Source organism: Flavobacterium sp. (genome assembly GCF_041911335.1).
GTDB lineage: Bacteria > Bacteroidota > Bacteroidia > Flavobacteriales > Flavobacteriaceae > Flavobacterium.
In genome coordinates this window covers 42,426-59,501 of sequence record NZ_JAYRPD010000030.1, presented here as the reverse complement: position 1 = coordinate 59,501, position 17,076 = coordinate 42,426, and the positions used below count along the sequence as shown (strand labels likewise).

The window sequence follows — 17,076 nt, the reverse complement described above, 5'->3', positions numbered from 1 at the left end:
TACTGATGTTGATTATTTTTTAAAGTGTAAGAAAATAGGAATGATTGCAAATAACAATGGAACTATAATTGCAAATGCATTTCCAACAAACTTGATAACAGGTGTAAATTTAGAGCTGTTAACCCCTAGAGATTGAAAAGCACTTTGGAAACCATGCCATAAGTGAAAAGCTAAAGCTAACATTGACAAAACGTAGAAAATAGTAAAAGCAAGACCATATTTAGGATCTTTGAAGAAATCAACTGTTAATTTGTGTAAATCTTTGTAAAGGTTTGCAATTTTAATATCAGCAGCAGCATAATATAGCTCCGTGCCATTTTTAACTATATATTGTTGAGGCAACATTGTTTTTTGTTTTTTTTCATTCTCAAATGCCACCTGTTCAACAAGAAAAAACTGACCTGATTGGGTTCCAATATAAAAATTTTGTATAGCCCCTTGAATATTAACAGTTTTCTTTGCTAATGGCATATCTTTGTCAAAATGCATTTTAGCCCAAAAATTCACCATGTGAGTAGCGATAAAAACTAAAATAACAGTTCCTAAAACCGCCATATTTCTTGAAGCTAAACTACTAGAAGAACCATTTGTTTTTGCATAACCAATTGGCCTTGCTTTTTTGTTTTGGATTGTCAACATAATTCCATCGATTGCATGGAATATAATTGAAATGTAAGTAAGGTAAGAAAGTAACTTAACTGCAGGATTGGTGGTCATGAATAAAGCATATTCATTAAATTGTTGACTTGTTCCGAAAATCAATTGAAGATTCCCAGCCAAATGACCCGCCAAAAACAAGCATAAAAATAAACCTGTAAGAGCCATCCAATATTTTTTTACAATAGACGACTTCAATAGTGCTGATTTTGCCATAATTTTTATTTGATTGTACTAGTTTAATAAAAAAATCAAGCAAAAATACGGCTATTTGAAATTAACTACAACCTTTTAGCGCTAATTTATAATGATTTTAAAATGAATTTAACTATCGTTGAATATCAGTGTTTTAGACTACATTCAACATGTAATATATACTATTTTAGCAAAAAATAAATAGGAAACCGTAAGCTACATGAAAAAAAGAGGCTCAAGTTTAACAAATCCGTGAGAAAAGGTTACTTTTTTGGACTTAAAATCTCAAATGATTTACTTTCGGAGAACTTATCTCTACTAATGGTTAATTTGTACTTACCAACTGCTAAATAAAACTTCTTGTTTTCCGCTTCTTTGATTTTAATTTTTTTGTCTTTTTTATTCCAATTATCCGCTACATTTTTTGGCATCGAATAATCGAAATTAAACGAATTCAATCCTTTTTTAGCATCTACTTTTTGAGTATGAACTATCATTCCCGATTCATTCGCAATCGAAACATTCACGATTCCATCAACATTTGTATAAAACCAAATTTCTTGTGATGGCTCACTTGGTTTTCCCCAAGCGTAATTTTGAGTTCCCCAACGATCAGATTTTGTTCTATCATTCACTTTAAACAAATGCAGATTTTTAGCTAAAACTTCCTTAGTTAATTCTTGAACTCTAGAAATATCTATTTTATATAGTGAACGACCGTGAGTTCCCACGATTAATTCTTTTACTTTCGTTTGAATAACGGCATCATGAACCGCTACTTTTGGCATTCCGTTTGAGAAATCTTGCCAAGTAATACCTTTATCTAATGAAATAAATAAACCATTATCAGTTCCTACATATAAAATATTTTCGTTAGCCGAATCTTCAACAATAACATTAACAGCCTCAGTTAATCCATTCGAAATCGGATTCCAAGTCGCACCAAAATCTTCTGAAACAAAAGCATAACTTTCAAAATTATCGTTTCTATATCCGTTTAAAGTCGCATAAACTCTTTCTTTTTTGTGAGTCGAAGCCGCAACTCTTGAAACCCATAAATTCTGAGGCAAATTACCCGAAATCAATTGCCAAGAAACGCCACCATCTTTTGAAACGTGAATTTTTCCATCATCAGAACCTGCATAAAGCAATCCGAATTGAAATTTACTTTCTGAAATAGTCGTTAAAGTTCCAAAAGCGACATTTCCTTCTTTTGCACCATTGGTTAAATCACCTGAAATTCGTTCCCAAGTTTCACCTTGATTCATAGAACGGTGTAAAAACTCCGAACCCATATACAAAATATCCTGATTGTGCGAAGACAATAAAATCGGTGTTTGCCAGTTGAAACGATACGGTTTTTCTCCTTTTGGAGCTTTTGGCGTGATATAATCAAACTTGCCTTCTTTTTGATTGATTCTGTAGTAGTTCCCAAATTGATATCCTGTGAAAACTACATTTGGATTGCGACTATCAATTTGAATTTGCATTCCATCACCACCAATTAATTCTTGATACGGATATTTCCCATCTTGATGCCAAGCCACATTGTGCGAATAGTTATTTGGTCCGAACCAAACGCCATTATCTTGTAAACCACCATACACATTATAATTTTCTTGATAATCGACATTTACTGCATACAATTGACCTAATGCTTCGTTATTGCATTTAATCCAATTTGCTCCGTTGTCGTAAGAAATATTTACACCACCATCATTTCCGTTGATAATATGATTTGGATTTTCTGGATTGACCCAAGTTACGTGATGATCTGCATGTACATTTTCTTTTGAAATAGCTGTGAAGGTTTTTCCTCCATCTTCTGAAAATAACAACGGAACACCTCCAATATAAACGCGATTTTGATTGGTTTCATCTACCGAAATATTCGCAAAATAATATCCATAGGTATAATACATATCGTCAATATAATTCTGATTTGTCTTCTTCCAAGATTTTCCACCATCTTCCGATTTATATACTTCACAACCAATAACTTCTGTTTCGAATAACGCTTTATTTGCATCCGAAAGGAATTTCAAAACATCTTTCGGTTCCATATGGTTATCAGCAATCCACTTTTTTATATTTTCAGCTCGATATTTATCTCTGAAACCACTTTCTTTCAATGCAATGTTCAATTCTTTATTCGAAATTTCCATGAAATCTGCACCTGGAGTTGACAACATCGTAGTCAATTTATTTTTTGAAACTGTTTTTGGTCGTTTGTTCTGATTATCTAAAACCGCATAAATTACATTTTCACTGAACATCGCTAAACCAATTCTTCCCACACCTTCATTCGCAGGAAATCCACTTTCTTTAGTTGTGACTAATTTCCACGATGTTCCGCCATCTTCACTTTTGTAAATACCTGATTTTTCACCATCTCCATCAAAATGCCACGCTTTTCTATCTTTTTGCCATGACGCAGCAAACATAATTTTAGGATTATTTTTCGAAACTACTAAATCAATAATTCCAGCATCTTCCGCTACAAACAAAGTTTGTTTCCACGATTTTCCGCCATCAGTTGACTTATAAATCCCACGTTCTTTGTTAGTTGTATATAAGTGTCCAACAGCAGCGACTACAATTTCATTCAAATTACTTGGGTTGACCCAAATTCGGCTGATGTGATGCGAATCTTTTAAGCCTAAATTTTCCCAAGTTTTGCCTTTATCTGAAGATTTTAAAACACCAACCCCAGCATAAGACGAACGTGAAGCATTCACCTCACCTGTTCCTACCCAAATCGTTCCCGAATTCCAATCCACCGTAACCGAACCACAATTAACCGTTTCTGCCGAATCCATCACAGGCGAAAAAGAAGTTCCGTTGTTATTGGTGTACCAAAGTCCACCTGTAGCATACGCGACATAAAATTCAGTTGGGTTTTTTGGATTTACAGCTAAGTCAACTACACGACCACTCATGATGGTTGGCCCTATATTCTTAGCTTCAACTTGATTAAACAACGAACTTTGTGCAATTGTTGATTGCACAATCAATAAAAACAGGATAGTAATTTGCTTCATCTTGAAAAAATTTGTTGAAAATTAGCCAAAACATTGCACTTCTACAAAATTTCTAAAGTATTTAACAACTTTTAATTTTTATCTTATTAATTTTGAAAAACTATTTTAAACACATAGAAACATAGAATTTGTTTCACACAAAAACTAGTCACTAATTACTAATATTTAATCACTTAAAAAATGAAATACCATCAAATAGACCGCGATTTATACGTGAAAAACAGAGCGAAATTCACAGCTCAAATGAAACCTAACAGCGTTGCAGTATTCAATTCTAACGATATTTATCCAGTTTCTGCCGATTCTACTTTGCCTTTTGCACAACATAGAGATATTTTATATTTATCAGGTGTGGATCAAGAAGAAAGTATTTTATTACTTTTTCCAGATGCGCCTTACGAACATTTGAAAGAAATTTTATTCTTAAAAGAAACGAATGAGCATATCGCTATTTGGGAAGGTGAAAAATTGACAAAAGAAAGAGCATTTGAAGTTTCTGGAATTAAATCGGTGATTTGGTTACAAGATTTCCATAAAACGTTGAAAGAAATCATGGCGTATGCTGATACGATTTATATCAACACTAACGAACATTACAGAGCGGTTATTGAAACCGAAACTCGTGAAGCGCGTTTTATCAAATGGTGGAAAGAAAATTATCCAGCACATAAAGTAGAAAAATCGAATCCTATTTTACAAAGATTGCGTTCGGTTAAAGAAAGCGAAGAGTTGGATTTAATCCAAAAAGCGTGTGATATTACGGAAAAAGGATTCAGAAGAGTTTTGAATTTCGTAAAACCAGGTGTTATGGAGTACGAAATCGAAGCCGAATTTGCTCATGAATTTTTAAGAAATCGTTCGAAAGGTTTTGCTTACACCCCAATTATCGCTTCTGGAAACAATGCAAATGTGTTACATTACATTGAAAACAACCAACAATGTAAAGCTGGTGATTTGATTTTATTAGACGTTGGTGCAGAATATGCTAATTATTCAAGCGATATGACGCGTATGGTTCCGGTTTCGGGACGTTTTACAGATAGACAAAAAGCGGTTTACAATGCCGTTTTAAACGTGAAAAACGAAGCTACAAAAATGTTGGTTCCAGGAACATTATGGAAACAATATCATGTAGAAGTGGGCAAAATCATGACTTCTGAATTGCTTGGTTTAGGATTATTAGACAAAGCCGATGTACAAAACGAAAATCCAGATTGGCCAGCGTATAAAAAATATTTCATGCACGGCACTTCGCACCACATGGGATTAGACACACACGATTACGGATTATTACACGAACCAATGCAAGCCAACATGGTATTCACAGTTGAACCAGGAATTTACATTCCGAAAGAAGGTTTTGGTATTCGTTTAGAGGACGATATGGTGATTCAAGAAAAAGGGGCTGCATTTAACTTAATGCGCAATATTCCGATTGAAATTGAAGAAATTGAATCGATAATGAATAGTTAGTTTTCAGTCTCAGTCTCAGTTTACAGTATAGACGGCTTGCAGAAATGTGAGCCGTTTTTTAATGCTCAAACTTAGCTCAACGCAAACTTGTCATGCTGTTAAGCATCTCTTTATGAGATTCCTACGGAATGACAAGTTTGTGGTAAAAAAACCCTTGCGCACTTTGCGAAAAAACTTTGGTTCCGAAGTTTCGGAATTTGCGTTTAAACCCTAACTTTGCCCTCATGAAAACCACCAACTTCAAAAACACCAAAATCAGTTACACCGACCAAGGTAAAGGAACGGCAGTGGTGTTATTGCATGGTTTTTTAGAAAATCAATCGATGTGGAAGGCGTTTGTTCCTGAGTTGGTAAAGAAACACCGCATTATTACTATTGATTTGTTAGGTCATGGCGAAACAGAATGTTTGGGTTATGTCCACACCATGGAAGACCAAGCCGATATGGTGCATCATGTGTTGCACGAATTAAAAATTAGAAAAGCGGTTTTGATTGGACATTCGATGGGTGGTTATGTGGCGTTGGCTTTCGCCGAATTGTATCCCGACAATGTAAAAGGAATTGTATTACAAAACTCTACTTCAAGAGCTGATAGCGACGAACGAAAAGCAAATCGTGACAGAGCGATTGTGGCGGTGAAACAAAATTATTCGGCATTCATTCGTATGAGTATTGCTAATTTGTTTAGTGAGGACAATCGCGAACGTTTAGCTGACATTATTGAGGAAGTAAAATTAGAAGCTTTAAAAACACCACTTCAAGGTATTGTTGCTGCATTAGAAGGCATGAAAATCAGAAAAGACCGCGAAGTTATTTTGCATTTTGCTCCATATCCGATTCAACTTATTTTAGGTAAAAAAGATCCTGTTTTAAATTATGATGACAATTTGGAACAAATCGAAGGCACGCAAGTACAACTCACTACTTTTGAAGACGGTCACATGAGTCATTTTGAAAACCAGGCTGAACTGTTAGCGGTTTTGAATGGGTTTTTGAAAAGGGTTTAGTTATTTAAACGCAAAGAGCGCAAAGTTTTTGCGCAAAGTTCGCAAATTAACAAAGCCACAGATTGCACAGATTAGAAGGATTTTGGAATCTGTGAAAATCCTTTAATCCGTGGCAAACTATATTTTTTCCTTAAACGGAATTTCTGTATTGAAAATTTCTACAATCAATTTTTCTAATTCCGATTTAAAATCTTCTAAAATTTCTGTTGAAATAACAAGTTCAGCATCTTTCCCTTTTCCTAATCCGAAAGGTAAAAAACCGCTTTTCATGTTTTTAAACGAAACTATTCCGGCTGAAACTTCTCGGTTTTGTTTTAACTCGTGATTTTCAAACATCAATGCATAACACAACAACTGAATGATTTTTTCATTTTTTATATCAGAAGTCAAATCACCAAAATCTTGAATTTTTAAACTGTTTCCATCTACTTTTCCAGTTTTGTAATCGATGATTCTGATGGCGCCGTTTCGTTCTTCAATTCGGTCAACTTTACCTGCTATTTTAATTGGAAAGGGTAATGATTTTACTTCGATTTCACAGGACAAACTCGCTTCTAACAACAATACTTTTATAGCTTGACCTTCTTCGATGTCTTTTTTTTCTAATTGTAGAAAATTGTAAACATTTCGTTTGGCTACTTCAAAAGCCAACAAGTTTTTCCCTTTCGTGATTTCACCTTCTTTGTAAATTTCTTTGAAATGTTTTAGAATGACTTCGTCAATTTTTGATTCCATCGCTTCAATATGATGCAATGCCAAAAACTGATTCAAGTTTGGCGTATACAATTCTTCCAACGCATTATGAATAATGGTTCCTAACGTATTTACCGCGATGTTTTCTTCTACTTCATCAGCTTCGTTAATGCGCAAAATACGTTGCATGTAAAACTGTAACGGATTTCGAATATAATTCGTCAACGAAGATGGTGAAAATCCTTTATCAGTTGCAATTTCGTGCAAACGTGCTAGAATTTTATCAGTTTTTGGAATCGTAACTGGTTCGTATGCTTTTTCTGGTAAAACCGCATTATAAATCGTACTAGTAATGTTGTGTTTTGGTTGTTTTTCGATTTCTAATTGCGTGATGAAACGACTTTTTTCACCAGCATCAATTCCTTCGTTGTCGGTATTATAAAGCAACCAAATGTTTTTCGCACGCAACAACAAATGATAAAAGTGATAGCAATAAATAGCATCTTTTTCTTTATAGGTTGGCAAACCTAATTCCTTTTTAACATCATAAGGAATGAATGAGTTTTGCGATTTTCCAGCTGGAAATTTACCTTCGTTTACCGAAGTGATAATCACATTTTCAAAATCCAATACACGACTTTCTAAAACACCCATTACTTGAAGTCCATTCAAAGGTTCACCTTCGAAAGAAACTTCCGCTAAATCGATAATTTGCTTGTAAATCGCTTGAAGCGATGGCAAGGTTTCAATTTGATTATAAGTTTCGTGATAATTGGTTAATTTATTTATCGTTTTGAAAACTGAATAAACGAAAGCTTTCGTTACTTTTTCTTCGGCATCATCGTTACTTAAATAGGATTTTATGGTAAGTAAAATCGAACTCAAATTCGCTAAAATATCAGAAATAGAATCGTCCCAACGCGTGAATAACAATTCGAAGAATTTGTTTGCTGAATTTGGATATTTTTCATCGTATAAACTGAATAATTTTTGATTGGAAAAGAAAGTAAAATTGTTGTTGTTTATCACTTTTACGACTTCTTCTACTTTACAATACGGTTCCACCAAAGGATGATTTAGGATATCTAAAACTTCTTTATAGTAAAATGTGTAGCTTTTTTCATTACGTTGTTTGGCATTCGTATGTAACTTGAACAACTTGCTAATTAACAATTGCGCAGGATTATTTTTACTTGGATAACCCATTGTAATATTCAACGCATCCACCGATTCGGGCAAACCATATAAAACAGGAAGCAACAGGTTTTCATCACCTAGAACAACCGCTGTTTTTTCTAAATTTGGGTTTTCAGATTGAATTTTTTCAATAATGGTTCCCACAATTTTAGCTTGACCGATACTTTTTGGAGTTCCAATAATTTCAATATTTTTCTCTTCGCTGAAATGATTGACAACCCACTCAAAATCTTGATTTACGAAAGGTTTCCATTCTTTTTTAAACTTTCGAATAAATAAACCAGCATCGTGATAAGAGTCATTCAAAAACACCTCATCGATGTCCCAATAAATTTTGGCTTTGTTCTCGTTGGCCAAATGTTTGAATATACGTTCTTCCGCTTGATTTAAAGCATTGAACCCAGCGAAAAAGATTTGATTGGTAATGGTTGTGGTAAACGTAGCTAGATTTTTAACTGCTTCTCTGTATAATAAACCTTGATAACCGATTCCTTTTTTTAATAAATGCTTGTAAAAAGATTCGTAATACAAAGGCAATTTAGCCCAAAACTCTAAATGAGTTGTGATTAATTTGGTTTTGTCTTGTGGCTGTAAATCCCAACGTTTTAACGCTTCGATATCTTCTAAATAAGAAAAAACATGATTTGGTGGCAACAAATAGCGATCGATTTCATTAAAATCTTGAATAGCAGTTTTTGCCCAAGTGGCAAATTCTTCAAAAGTTTGTTGTTTGGATTTATCTGTTACAGAAAGATAAACTTCGTAGAATTCGAATAACAATTCAATTGGATCAATGGTACGAAGACCCGAAATCTCTTGAATGAAATCTTCAATACTAATGATGGTTGGTGCAAACGAAGTAGTTTCTAATTGATTTTTTAAACTTTCTAAAAGAAACACCTTGGCTCTTTTATTGGGTAAAACAATCAGACAATTCGATAATTCAATATCAGATTGTGATAAAATAACAGTGCTTAACTTATCTAAAAAAGTATCTTGTTTCATTTTATAAAAATAAAAAAACGTCCCGAAATATCGGGACGTTTCTTATTATATTTTAGAAAGAAATTATTTAACTAATTTCACTTCAACTCTTCTGTTGTTTGCTCTACCTTTAGCAGTTTTGTTAGTATCGATTGGGTTATCCATACCAAAACCTTTAGAAGTTAATCTGAATGGATCAATACCGTTGTCAATTAAATATTGTTTAACAGCGTTAGCTCTACCGTCAGACAATTTTTGGTTGAAATCTGCTTTACCAACGTTGTCAGTGTGACCCTCAATTGAGAATTTAGCAGTTGGGTATTCTTTTAAAATAGCAGTAATAGCTTCTAAAACTGGGAAAGTTTGTTTTTGGAAAGAGAATTTTCCAGTGTCAAACAAAATAGTTTTAGCATAAGCGTTTAATTTTTTGATAGCATCATCAGATACTTCAGGACAACCATTGTTAGCAACAGTACCAGCTACAGTAGGACATTTGTCATCTTTATCAGCAACACCGTCACCATCAGTATCAGGCCATGGACAACCAGCGTTATCTTTAGCACCAGCTACAGTAGGACATTTGTCATCTTTATCAGCAACTCCGTCACCATCAGCATCAGGACATCCATTCATCATTTTAGTTCCTTTATCTTCTGGACAAGCATCTTCTGAATTGATGATTCCGTCACCGTCGTTATCTGGACATCCGTTTAATTCTTTAGAACCTGCTTCTTCTGGACAAGCATCTTCTGAATCTTGGATACCATCTTTATCTGTATCAGGACATCCTTTGAATTCTGGTAAACCAGCTACTTCAGGACATGCGTCATCTTTGTCATAAATTCCGTCACCATCTGTATCTTTACCTCCAAATTTGAAAGTTAAACCAGCAAAGTGTTGAATATGAGTTGGCACGTCTAAATTTGCCACTCTGTTATCATCAAATGAATGTTTGTAAACAGATTGGAATTGGATACCAACATGTTCTGTAACCCAAAATGTCAAACCTACACCTCCGTTAACAGTACCAGCTGAAGCATCTCCGAAGAAGTTGTAACCTCCTCCAATGTTAAGAGATGGATCAAACCATTTTGTACCGATCATTTCCATGAAACTATACTTGATAGTTGCATCAAATGCATAATAAGATAAATCACCTGGATTAGTAACGATATCTGTAGCTTCAGTTCCTGGCACTCTAGAAACCCATCTGTTAATTTTGTTAACAGAACCTGTTAATCCAAAAGAGAACCCGTCACCAACGTATCTAGATACGTTTAAATAAGAAACTGAAGGTAAAATGTTCCAGTTATCATTAGCATTACCTAATTGAATCCATTTTGGACTGTCATTACCAACAGCACTAACTTTAGTGTCAACTCCATTTACCCCAAAAGACACTGCCCATGGGTTGTTGCTGTCTTGTGCTTGAGTTGTTAAACCTGCAAACAATAAAGCGGCAGCAAATAATTTGTTAAGATGTTTCATACTTGTTTTATTTAATTACAATGCGTTATAATTGGAACAAAAGTAATACGTTTTTTTTAACTACAAAAAGTTTTGTTAAAAAAAATTACTTATTTGTCGGATTTTTACTTGATTATACCTAATTTTTTTGCCACTTCTGTAAAAGCCTCTATAGCTTTGTCCAAATGTTCTTGTGTATGTGCAGCTGATAATTGTACACGAATACGCGCTTTATCTTTAGGAACTACTGGGAAGAAAAATCCTATAACATAGATTCCTTTTTTCAACAATTCTTCTGCCATTACTTGCGATAATTTGGCATCATACAACATTACAGGTACAATTGCAGAGTCACCATCGATGAAATCTATGCCTGATTTTCTTAATCCAGCTTTGAAATAATTGGTATTCCACTCTAATTTATCTCTTAATGCGGTATCTTTTTCTAACAATTCAAAAACTTTTAACGATGCTCCAACAATCGATGGCGCTAACGAATTTGAAAACAAATACGGACGAGAACGTTGACGTAATATTTCAATAATTTCTTTTTTTGCCGTTGTATAACCTCCCATGGCACCACCTAAAGCTTTTCCTAAAGTTCCAGTGATGATGTCTACTCTTCCCATTACACCTTTAGCTTCCAATGTTCCTTTTCCTGTAGCTCCGATGAAACCTGCAGCGTGGCATTCGTCAACCATAACCAAAGCATCATATTTATCGGCTAAGTCACAAATTTTGTCTAATGGCGCTACTAATCCGTCCATAGAGAAAACTCCGTCTGTTACGATTAATTTAAAACGATGACCGGCTTCAGTTGCTTTGATAAGCTGTTGCTCTAAGTCTTCCATATTATTATTTTCGTAGCGATAACGTGCTGCTTTACACAAACGAACACCATCAATAATAGAAGCGTGATTCAATGAATCAGAAATAATACAATCTTCTTCTCCTAATAAAGGTTCGAAAACACCTCCATTCGCATCAAAAGCCGCTGCGTATAAAATAGTATCTTCTGTTCCGTAGAAATCGGCAATCTTTTTTTCTAATTCTTTGTGGATATCTTGTGTTCCACAAATGAATCGTACTGATGACATTCCGAATCCGTGTGAATCCAAAGCATCTTTTGCTGCTTGCACTACTTCTGGATGAGATGATAATCCTAAATAATTATTCGCACAAAAATTTAAAACCGTTTCACCTGTCGAAATTGTAATTTCTGCTCCTTGAGGCGAAGTGATAATGCGTTCTTTTTTAAATAATCCGTTTTCTTGAATTGTATTTAATTCGTTTTGTAGGTGTTGTTGGATTTTTCCGTACATAATATGTTTATTGTTACTAGTTTGTTGTTTAGAATTACAAAGTTACTATTTCTATACTTTCTCCTATGTATATAAGTGTTTTTTTTGCAACGGTATAGTTCATTTCTTGTAAAGCCATTTCGTATTCTTCTAATTGTGCTTTATGTTTGTTATGTTTTTCTCCTGTTTTGTAATCTAACAAATACGCCACATTATCTTTAATCACAACTCTATCGGGTTTGCTGTTTTTTGTGGCTTTTTTAATGATATTTTGCTCATTAAACACTTTGGCATCAGGTTCAAAATATTCTTTTAACTCCGAATGATTGACAATATTTTGAATCGTTTCTTTAAAAATTGCATTTTGAGAAAACGTAATTAATCCCAATTCCGTTGCTTTTTGAATCGCTAAATCTACATCGTCTTTCGTATGAATAAACGCCATGATTTCGTGGAGAATATTCCCAAAATTGATCGCATCTTGTTGTACGGTTCCCCACATTAATGCTTCTCGTTGTGCAATTTTGATGTTTTTTGGATTCAATTTGTGTGAAACAATTCCTATTTGATTGTGATTGCCTTCGTGGAATTTGTTAGTTGAAATTCTATTTGAACTCCCAAATTCGTATTCTGATTGGGTTTCTTCATATTTTCCTGAATTTTGTAGAAATTCTAAGAAATAGTAAGATAAATTATTGGTAACCAAATCGCCTTTTTTGGTTTTCAATTTATTCGAAATCACATACAATTGTTCTTCAGCACGCGTTAATGCAACATACAAAACGTTAATTGTATCTAAAACTTCTTCTTGATTTTTGGTTTGAAAAACTGCTTTTGCTTCACTTCCGTAAGTTTCAACCTCTTTTCTGTTATTGATTAACGCTTTTGGAAAATCTACATTAGCATCTTCCAACGGAATCCACAATTTATCTTTAGGTTTGCTTGAAAAATTTTCTTCCGCAAAAGGAAAAATCACCACAGGAAATTCCAAACCTTTTGATTTATGAATTGTCATGATGCGAACGGCATTCGTTCCTTCTGGTGACGGAATACTTTTTTGATAACCAATTTTATCCCAATATTCCAAGAAATCAGCAATACTCGATTGCACTTTTACATCTTTTTCCAATACCAAATCCAAGAAATACTGCAAATACGAAGTATTTACTTTGCCATTCAAAAAAGTCGCTATTAAAATTTCAACTGCTTCATACAGCGATTTTTTCTTGCAATTTTTGAACGAAATTTCAATACCGATAGTTTTTAAAAACGCTTCTAATTCCTCCGAATTTTTATCTTTTGCAGCCAAAATAAAATCATGAATTGGCACTTCCGATTGCAAATATTTCGCAATAAAATACAAGAAATAGACTTTCGATTCGTCGTCTTTGGGATTTTTCAAATAGCGAAGCAAGGTAATCAACAACTTCACTTCGGTCGCATTTTGGATCAATAAGGTTTCTGAAGATAAAATCGGAACACTGTTTTCGGTTAAGAAATTCGCTAACTTAACTCCTGGCGCTTTTGTTCGCGTAAGCAAAACAATGTCTTTGTATTCAAATCCGTTAGCAATACATTTTTCAATAGTTCTTAAGGTTTGATTCAAGTAAAATTTATCTTTTACCGAAATTGAATCGTTGTCCGAATCAAAACCTTCGACTTCAGTTTCGTCTTCTGGCACTTCGATGAACGATAAATTCACATAACCACCAATTTTAGAATTAATTTCTTGATGCGAAAGGTTTTCGTAAAGATTTTTATAATCTGGATTTTCGAATTTATCGGATAATTGCTTAAAAAACGCGTTATTAAACTGAATGACTTCGCTAAAACTACGGTAATTTGTACCTAAACGAAGCGTTTCTTTGTCTTTATTGGAAAACGGATTGTGTTTTTTATCTTCCTTGGCCAAATCGATAAATTGTTCGGCTTTTCCGCCTCGCCAACGGTAAATCGCTTGTTTTGGATCGCCAACCAACATCAAAGTACCTTGTTGCCCAAAATCGTCTTGTCCTGAAAGTGCATTATCGATTAACGGAATCAAATTTTGCCATTGCATTACCGAAGTATCTTGAAACTCATCGATAAAATAATGGCGGTATTTTTCGCCCAATCGCTCATAAATAAAAGGTGCTGGCTGATTTTGTATTTCGTTGTGAATGATTTTATTGAAATCGGAAATCGAAACTAAATTTTGTTCTTCCTGAATTTGTTTGAATTCTTGATAAATCGTGTTTAATAACGACAATGGGTTTAAGTTTTGTAGAAAAGCTTCGTACATCGCTACTTTTCCTAACTTATCGTAAATCGATTTTAATTTCGATACAATTTCATCAATAATCGATTCAATAATAGCAACGTCTTTTGCCGATTTTAAAACCTTAATATCTTCTGGAGAAAAATATTTTTTTTGAGTATCTTTCAACTGATTTAACTCAATATTATTCAAATGATCATTGAAATACTTTGGAAAAGAACTTAAACTCGCTCCATTTGATTCAATAAAATGCTTAGTATTTTTTCCGGCTTCACTAGTTTCGGCTTTTAATTGTTTGATTTCTTCCTGCAATTTCTTTTTTACGATTCCGAAATCGTCTAAACTCTTATCCTCCATTTCTTTGATTTCTTCCGAATTGTTTTCGTTGGTAATCAATTGGGCAACCTTTAATAATTCGGCCGAAATGTCCCAGTTTTTATCGTCATCGGTTTTTTCTTTAGAAAATTCAATGAGTAGTTTGGTTAAATTTGGATCATCACCTGCTTTAGAAATTACCAAGTCAATGGCTTCTTGTAAAAGCGAATCAGTTTCCAACGACACTTCAAAATTCGGAGGCAAATTCAAATCTTGGGCAAACGTTCGGATAACTTTGTGCGTGAATTTATCAATCGTTGAAATATCAAACGCTGCATAATTATGAATGATATTTTTAATAATAGCTTTCGATTTGTCTTTTAAAGTAGCGATGCTTAATTTGGTTTCCGAAGCAACATCTTTTAGCAATTCCATCGCTTTTTCGGAAGTGTTATCCAATGAAAATTGATACAAACTCGACACAATTCGGGTTTTCATTTCTTCTACCGCTTTGTTGGTAAAAGTGATGGCTAAAATTTTTCGATAGGCATCATCATTCGTCGCCAAGAAAAGAATTTTTAAGTATTCTTTAGTTAGCGTGTAAGTCTTTCCGGAGCCAGCCGAAGCATCGTATATGGTGAAAGCGGTTGTATTCAAGTATGATTATTTATTGATTTAAAGTCCAAACAATTGCTTTTTCTTTAGTTGCTCTAAAAATGGTAGAATGCTCTTTGTTTGGTTCATCGGAATAATTCCATTTTATGTTTGATAGATTTGTATCTTTTAATACATCTCGAAGATTTTTGGTGTTTGGCGATATATCCTCAGCATTAGAACCTGCGAACCAAAATACTTTTTGCTGATTCGGAAATTTTGCCAAGTGTTGTTTTGCCGTTTTTACCAAATACTGATTATTCCACCACAATGAAGGATCGAATGCAATGTAAAAGTCAAACATTTCTGGCGTTTGCAAAAAAGTTTCCGTTACAAAAAGCCCTGAAAGTGATTCGCCAATTATACCTTTTTTGTTTGAAGTTCTATATTTTTTAGTTATTTCTGTGAAAAGTTCTTCTTTAATAAACGCTCTAAATTGTGCTGAACCACCCACTTCGGGAGCAATTTCTTTGTCTTTTTCAACGGTTGTAAAACCTGATAAATCTTTTCGGCGTTGCGTGTTTTCAATACCAACCAAAATTATAGGTTTAATTTTGTTTTGCTTGATAAGTTCTGCTAAAGTATTTGCAATGTGCGGAAAATCTTCTTTAATTCCACCATCTGCCATATACATAACAGGCAACGAATCAGTACTAGTTTTATAGTTTTCAGGCGTCCATACGTTAATTACTCGGGTTTCGTTAACTTTTTTAGACTGAATAGTAAAAGTTTCGTGCTTTGGAATTGAATCAACAGGTTGTGAAGTTTTTGTGCAACTTGTAACGAATAGAACGATAAAAAATAAAATACTGTAGCGTGATTTCATTGGATTTAATTTTTAATAATTTAAAAACGAATATACTTCAATGTTATATTTATCTTACTAATAGTGGTATAAAAACTATCTATTTTTGAATCCGAAGTTTAATTTGTAAATTTGGTGAAAATATTATTAATCTAAAAATTAAATATCATGGCTTTTGAATTACCACAATTACCTTATGCATACGATGCATTAGAACCTCATATTGACGCTAGAACAATGGAAATTCATCATTCTAAGCATCACAATGCATACGTTACCAACTTAAACGCTGCTATTGCTGGAACTGATTTAGAAGGAAAATCTATTGAAGATTTGATGAAAAATTTGGACATGAACAACATGCCAGTTCGTAACAATGGTGGTGGACATTACAACCACACTATGTTTTGGGAAATTATGTCGCCAAATGGTGGTGGTTTACCAACAGGTGAATTAGCTACTGCAATTGACACAGCTTTTGGTTCATTTGACGCTTTTAAAGCTGAATTTGCTAAAGCAGGAGCTACTCGTTTTGGTTCAGGATGGGCTTGGCTGTGTGTGAAAGATGGCAAATTAGAAGTTTGTTCTACTCCAAACCAAGATAACCCATTAATGCCAGGTGTTGCTTGTGGCGGACAACCAATCTTAGGAATGGATGTTTGGGAACATGCTTATTACTTACACTACCAAAACCGTCGCCCTGATTATATTGAAGCTTTCTTTAATGTAATTAATTGGTCTGAAGTTGCAAAACGTTTTGCTGCAGCGAAATAATTAAACAAACAAAATTAAAAAAGGCGAGGATTGAAAAATCTTCGCCTTTTTTGTTACCAAGTTTATTAAAATAAAAAAGGTGAAATTACTTTCACCCTTTTTGCCCCAAATCTACCATAAAACTTAACCTACTAATTTTCTGGTAGCACTAAAGTAAAACACTCTTGTATATGTGACGAAAAAAATTGTTGAATAACACAAAAACTCGATGAAATGCATTTTTGAAAAATAAAATGCCATATTTTTTTATTTTTCC

10 protein-coding genes are annotated in these 17,076 nt (G+C 33.9%); 3 read left to right on the top strand and 7 right to left on the bottom strand.

Translation table 11 applies throughout. The features are described from left to right. Nucleotides 1-12 precede the first annotated feature (12 nt). Both ACE3PD_RS03885 and ACE3PD_RS03880 read right to left on the bottom strand, forming a co-directional pair. Nucleotides 13-873, bottom strand: a complete 861-nt coding sequence (locus ACE3PD_RS03885; RefSeq protein WP_374399710.1) for a succinate dehydrogenase cytochrome b subunit — start codon at nucleotides 871-873, stop codon at nucleotides 13-15. A 242-nt stretch (nucleotides 874-1,115) separates the two neighbouring features. Beyond that, a complete protein-coding gene (locus ACE3PD_RS03880; protein WP_374399708.1) occupies nucleotides 1,116-3,893 on the bottom strand; it encodes a glycosyl hydrolase in 2,778 nt (925 codons plus the stop codon). Between the two features lie 180 nt (nucleotides 3,894-4,073). Between ACE3PD_RS03880 and ACE3PD_RS03875 the strand changes: the two genes are divergently transcribed. Both ACE3PD_RS03875 and ACE3PD_RS03870 read left to right on the top strand, forming a co-directional pair. Next, complete coding sequence (locus tag ACE3PD_RS03875) at nucleotides 4,074-5,366, top strand: aminopeptidase P family protein (protein WP_374399707.1); 1,293 nt, start codon at nucleotides 4,074-4,076, stop codon at nucleotides 5,364-5,366. Nucleotides 5,367-5,590: 224 nt separating this feature from the next. Further along, entirely contained in the window at nucleotides 5,591-6,373 is a 783-nt protein-coding gene (locus ACE3PD_RS03870) for an alpha/beta fold hydrolase (protein WP_374399705.1), read from the top strand. 117 nt (nucleotides 6,374-6,490) lie between these two features. Here ACE3PD_RS03870 and ACE3PD_RS03865 read toward each other — a convergent pair whose 3' ends face one another. The 5 genes from ACE3PD_RS03865 to ACE3PD_RS03845 all read right to left on the bottom strand — a co-directional run bounded on the left by ACE3PD_RS03865 (nucleotide 6,491) and on the right by ACE3PD_RS03845 (nucleotide 16,067). After that, on the bottom strand, nucleotides 6,491-9,268 hold the full coding sequence (locus tag ACE3PD_RS03865) for a PD-(D/E)XK nuclease family protein (protein ID WP_374399702.1): 2,778 nt from the start codon (nucleotides 9,266-9,268) through the stop codon (nucleotides 6,491-6,493). 63 nt (nucleotides 9,269-9,331) lie between these two features. Next, on the bottom strand, nucleotides 9,332-10,735 hold the full coding sequence (locus tag ACE3PD_RS03860) for an OmpA family protein (protein WP_374399700.1): 1,404 nt from the start codon (nucleotides 10,733-10,735) through the stop codon (nucleotides 9,332-9,334). 104 nt (nucleotides 10,736-10,839) lie between these two features. Then, complete coding sequence (gene kbl / locus ACE3PD_RS03855; protein WP_374399698.1) at nucleotides 10,840-12,036, bottom strand: glycine C-acetyltransferase; 1,197 nt, start codon at nucleotides 12,034-12,036, stop codon at nucleotides 10,840-10,842. Between the two features lie 34 nt (nucleotides 12,037-12,070). Then, complete coding sequence (locus ACE3PD_RS03850) at nucleotides 12,071-15,244, bottom strand: UvrD-helicase domain-containing protein (protein ID WP_374399696.1); 3,174 nt, start codon at nucleotides 15,242-15,244, stop codon at nucleotides 12,071-12,073. 10 nt (nucleotides 15,245-15,254) lie between these two features. Next, nucleotides 15,255-16,067, bottom strand: coding sequence for an alpha/beta hydrolase (locus ACE3PD_RS03845; RefSeq protein ID WP_374399694.1), 813 nt, complete (start codon nucleotides 16,065-16,067; stop codon nucleotides 15,255-15,257). A gap of 147 nt (nucleotides 16,068-16,214) precedes the next feature. Here ACE3PD_RS03845 and ACE3PD_RS03840 point away from each other — a divergent pair, with 147 nt between their 5' ends. After that, nucleotides 16,215-16,820 (top strand): superoxide dismutase, encoded by a 606-nt coding sequence (locus tag ACE3PD_RS03840; RefSeq protein WP_374399692.1) that lies wholly within the window; start codon nucleotides 16,215-16,217, stop codon nucleotides 16,818-16,820. Nucleotides 16,821-17,076 lie beyond the last annotated feature (256 nt).